Source organism: Slackia sp. (assembly GCF_977041755.1).
The window spans coordinates 1-3,257 of record NZ_CDRRGL010000173.1 but is presented as its reverse complement, the minus strand read 5'-3'; the positions used below and the strand labels follow the sequence as shown (position 1 = coordinate 3,257).

The window sequence follows — 3,257 nt, the reverse complement described above, 5'->3', positions numbered from 1 at the left end:
TGGAAGGCCATGCGCCTGCTCGGCATCGAAGACTTGGCGCAACGCACCTACACGAAGCTTTCCGGCGGCCAGCGCCAACTCATTTTGATCGCGCGCTGCCTAGCCCAGCAGCCAAAGCTCATCATCATGGATGAGCCCACCGCGAGCCTCGATTTCGGCAACCAGCAAATCGTGCTTTCGCGCATGCGCGAGCTCACCAAGTCGGGCGTGAGCGTGCTCATGGTCACGCACGACCCGCACCACGCATTTTTCTGCGCCGACCGCGTGTTCGTGATGCAAGAAGGCCGCATGATCGCCACGGGAGCGCCGCATGACGTGATGACGAGGGAGCGCCTCGAAGATATCTACCGCACGCCGCTTGACGTAATCGACGTCGACTTGCGCAACGGCGCCGAAACCACCGTCTGCGTTCCTTTATAGGCGGTGCAATGCCCAAAACGAAAGGAATCAACATGCCCCACAACCCCGTTGAATACGACGCCATCGCCGAGCAGCTGTTCGCGCCCGTCTACCCCGTGATCGCCCGTACTATCGCCGAGCGCGCAAAGAAGCGCGAGGGACGTCTGCTCGACGTCGGATGCGGCGGCGGGCACCTGGCAATTTCCGTGCTGCGCGAGGGCGCCTTCAGCCATCTGACGCTGCTCGACGAAAACGCAAAAGCGCTGGAACTCGCCAATGCCCGCGTGCGCAACGAGTTGGCGGGGGAGTCGTGCGCGCCAGCCACGCTTTCGCTATGTTGCAGTGATATTTGTGCACCTGACCTGGCTGAACGAATCGATGGGCCCTTCGACTTGATTGTCTCCCGCGGCAGCATGCCATTTTGGGACGACCAGCCAGCAGCTTTCAAGAACCTGTACAGCCTGTTGGCCCCGGGCGGAGTCGCCTATGTTGGCGGCGGCATGGGGTCATCTAAGTTGCGTCGCTCTATCGCAGCGAAAATGGCCGAAATTCGTGCTCAAAACGGGGGAGAGGGCCCGAGCATGTTCGATTCATCGAAATCGAAAGCCCTCAAAACCGAGGATTACGTGGCGCTTTTCCAAGAAATGGGCGTGAACTGCATCGTTATCGCCAACGACGAGGAAGGCCGCTGGTTCATGCTCGAAAAACCAGCCGAATAAGCAGGACGGGCAGAAACCGCGGATAAGGCCGCCGAGCGCCTGCTTGGCTACGCGGGCGCTCGGAGCCGCCATTCGCTCGTTGCGCCGAAAAACGGCGAGCTTGCAAGCGAAGTTAGCGCCGCGAGCAAAATGGGCTGCGGTATTTCAACGTCGCAGCCCATTTCGGTAATGCATTCCGCAATGACGCGTCCGCGCGCCACCTCGCAAGATACCGCCGGAGCACCCTCGTCATTTTTTTGCGCTGAGCCTTATATACCTTCGACCAAAGCTCTTTTCCGCCGATGTATCTTCCGCCTATTCCTTTGGGCGCGTAACCGTGCACATTTGCAAAGCTTCGCCGAAAAGCCTGCCTGAGCCGGCTTTCACCGCGAATCGCACCTTTTCGGGGTCGCCGACAACACTTCCTGCCAGCATTTCCACACCCCAATCGAACAGGAACGGCGACATAACCACTGACGGCCCCACAAATATGGTCGTACCATTCTTCGTAAGCTCAAGCAGACGCGGCGCGGTTTTATTAATTATGGTCACGCCCGTGATGAAAGCATAATCTGAGGCGGGCAGCACGTACTCGCATGCGGGGTCGGGCGTGTCGATTGGGCTCGTGCAATTACGCTCGAGCACTGTAAGCTGGGCATATTCACCGATTTTGGCCACGTTGGGGAAGTGGCCCACCACCGTGACGCGTGCATCTTTCTGCGCACTGATGCGGGGACGATACATCTCGAATGCATCGATTTTGCGCGTGGTGCCGTCAGGCAGCTCAATCGGCTCATCGTAGTGAGCCCCCAAAGGATCGAGCAATTCGGGCCGCGCATACCACGCGTTGAGCGCGGCGACGCCCAGGCTGGCCTCCTCGAAATTCCAAGACTTGGACAACTCGGCGACGTCTTTCAGGCGCAATCCGCGCAGGTCAAAATTGTGCGTGCGCCTGCCGCCGCCTTTGCAGGTGAAGCTTACGCCCATGCCACAATCGGCCTCCATGTAGCTCCAATGCATGCCCAAGCAATAGTCGCGCACATAAATGTTGTCGGGCATTTTACCAATCAGGTGGTTGTAAAACTTCCACGGAGTATCCCGGCCGTGGGTTTCAGGCAGAGCGATGATGCGTTCTCCCGCGTTTTCGACAGTGCGAATGCTTGTAGGACAAGCCATGTCGGCCTCCATTCCGCGGTTCGGAATGCCGAACAGCGCAGGTCGTATGCTCCACAGCGCCCCAGGTCGGCAACGCGTCGAACATGGATGTATGTCACGTTTCATTATAGAGCGCTCATGGCGATTTATTCGTATTTCAGGATAATTTTTATTCTCGGGCAAGGCAGATTGTTTTCTTGCGTAAGACCGATCGTTTCCCGTATAAGGCTGATCGCTCTTTCCCGTGTGAGGCCATGATCGCTCTTTCCCAGGCAAGGCTCTATGCAAGGCTGATCGCTCTTTTCATGCGAGACGTGCAAGACGATTCATTCTTATCTCGAAACCGGCCAGCCCCATGCTTTTCAATCTCAATTGTCCATAAATATGCAATTGCAGACATTTGATTTTGTTCTCCCAGATCACCCACTATGAAGTCGCCCTTCTTTCACGTCAAACCAGCGCTCTATCTTGAAAACGCGCCGTTGGGAGGCAACGACCAACGTCATCCAAGAACGCGCCCGACGCGCGGCTACTTCACACAAACGTATATTTCTCTCAATCTTAGCGAGAGCAAGCTTTCAAGAGGCGTTGCGGCGATATAATTCTTCCTTGTCAGTTCTGGCACAACCAGATACGGAAGCGCGCTTGGCGCGCATGCGCACGTGAGGGATAGGCGGTTCGCGAGCGATGTGGGCATACCGCCCAAACGCGCCGCGGCTTTTTGCCAGCGGCTCGACCGTCGCGACAAAGGAGCCTTCCGTGTGGGCAGTCCTCGTTAACACCATCGCCATTATCGCAGGCACCACTATTGGTCTGCTCTTGCGTCGCGGACTTCCCGACGCCATCACCGACGCTGTCATGAAAGCGCTCGGCTTGTGTACGATCGTCATTGGCATTCAGGGGACCATCGTCGAGCAAAACATCTTGCTCCTCATTGTCGCAACGGTTATCGGCGTGGCAATCGGCGAAGCGAGCGACATCGACGGCCACGTGAATCGCTGGACC

At 57.3% G+C, this 3,257-nt stretch carries 4 protein-coding genes; 3 read left to right on the top strand and 1 reads right to left on the bottom strand.

All coding sequences use genetic code 11. From position 1 onward, the window contains the following. Both ACWI8T_RS09115 and ACWI8T_RS09110 read left to right on the top strand, forming a co-directional pair. The coding region (locus ACWI8T_RS09115) for an ABC transporter ATP-binding protein (RefSeq protein ID WP_449138709.1) at positions 1-420 on the top strand (420 nt) is incomplete at its 5' end. 8 nt (positions 421-428) lie between these two features. After that, positions 429-1,118 carry a class I SAM-dependent methyltransferase gene (locus ACWI8T_RS09110; protein ID WP_449138708.1) on the top strand — a complete coding sequence of 230 codons (690 nt, stop codon included), beginning with the start codon at positions 429-431 and terminating at the stop codon, positions 1,116-1,118. 294 nt (positions 1,119-1,412) lie between these two features. Here ACWI8T_RS09110 and ACWI8T_RS09105 read toward each other — a convergent pair whose 3' ends face one another. Then, positions 1,413-2,273 (bottom strand): Rossmann-like domain-containing protein, encoded by an 861-nt coding sequence (locus tag ACWI8T_RS09105; protein ID WP_449138707.1) that lies wholly within the window; start codon positions 2,271-2,273, stop codon positions 1,413-1,415. Positions 2,274-3,011: 738 nt separating this feature from the next. Between ACWI8T_RS09105 and ACWI8T_RS09100 the strand changes: the two genes are divergently transcribed. Continuing rightward, positions 3,012-3,257 (top strand): DUF554 family protein (locus tag ACWI8T_RS09100; RefSeq protein WP_449138706.1); only part of this gene is annotated, 246 nt, incomplete at its 3' end.

Coding starts and splice junctions, on each gene's coding strand:
- ACWI8T_RS09110 (WP_449138708.1), top strand. CDS start 429: ATGCCCAAAACGAAAGGAATCAACATGCCCCACAACCCCGTTGAATAC.
- ACWI8T_RS09105 (WP_449138707.1), bottom strand. CDS start 2,273: ATGGCTTGTCCTACAAGCATTCGCACTGTCGAAAACGCGGGAGAACGC.